This is a genomic window from Aeromonas sp. 1HA1 (assembly GCF_029237385.1).
Taxonomy (GTDB): Bacteria; Pseudomonadota; Gammaproteobacteria; order Enterobacterales; family Aeromonadaceae; genus Aeromonas; species Aeromonas popoffii.
Genome location: NZ_JAACGC010000167.1, coordinates 1 through 1,296, shown reverse-complemented (window position 1 = coordinate 1,296; position 1,296 = coordinate 1). Strand labels below are relative to the sequence as shown.

Genomic DNA, 1,296 nt, shown 5'->3' with positions numbered 1-1,296 from the left:
TTGCGCCACTTTTTTTGCAATCGGCTCCAGCGGGACGTTCCATGGCAGCAGGGCTTCGAGCTTTTCCAGGGTATCGGCCTCGCCAATCCGCTCCAGCACATAGTTGATATAGGCTGACGGCTCCAGCTGATTGGCCTTGGCCGTCTCCAGCAACGAGTAGCAGGTCGCGCTCGCCTTGGCCCCGTGCCTGCTGTCGGCGAACAACCACGCCTTACGGCCGACCGCAAACGGGCGGATCGCATTTTCCGCCAGTACGTTGCTGATGTGCAGATCGCCGCGCGCGCAGTAACCCACCAGACAGGACCACTGCGCCAGCGTGTACTCCATCGCTTTTCTCGTCAGCGAGCCTTTCATGACCTTGCCGACGTTCTCTTCCAGCCAGCTCTTGAACTCGCCCAGCAGCGCAACGCTACGCGACTGCCGCGCCTGATAGCGCTCGGCATCACTGCCATCCCGCAGCTCCCGCTCAATCGCATAGAGGTGACCTATGTACCCCAACGCCACATCGGCCTTGCTGGCTTTGCGTTTGTCCTTCGCCGCGATGCCCTGGGTCGCTTCGATAAATTTACGCCGGGCATGGTCCCAGCAACCGATGCGGGTGAGCCCGCTCGTTCGGCACACCTCGGCGTAGCCGGAATAACCATCGGCTTGCAATATGCCGCCAAAGCCCGCCAGCAGGCGCACGGGAACGCTGCCAGCGCGCGACGGATCATATTCAAATAACACCGAATGTCGGCCCGGGGGCCCGCCGCGGATCACCCACATCCATTTATCCGATTGGGCGGTTTTACCCGCTTCCTTGAGCACCTGGATCCGGGTTTCGTCAGCTTGCAGGTAAGCAGCGCCGTTTTGCTCTTCGCGCAGCAGGTTCATCAAGGGCTGGAATACCTCGTCCAACCGGATGAGCCAGTGAGCCATGCTGGTGCGGCTCACCTCCTGCCCCAAGCGCTTAAACATCTGCTCTAACCGGTACAATGGCAGACCATCGGCGTACTTCGAGGTGATGATGTAGCCCAGCAGGGACGGGGTGGCGATACATTTGCCCAGTGGGTGCACCGGGCGGCAGGCCGCGATGATCCGTTCTTGGCCATCGTGCTCGAACACCGCCTTCTCTTGCCAGATCTCCAGCACCTTGAGTTGGGCTGGAATGAACTGCAGCTCTTCTTTGACCTTGGTGAAGAAGACCTTACTGGCCCCGGCTTTCTCTTCATCGCTAAGGGTCAGCTCGATACGCTCGCGAAGCAGTGAGTCAGAGAAACCCCGCTGACGGCGCTTGGGAGGGGTCTTGGGTTTGGC

At 60.4% G+C, this 1,296-nt stretch carries 1 protein-coding gene; it reads right to left on the bottom strand.

The annotated features are described in order from the left end of the window. On the bottom strand, window positions 1-1,296 hold a 1,296-nt coding region (locus tag GWQ22_RS21410), incomplete at both ends, for an IS66 family transposase (protein ID WP_275931617.1).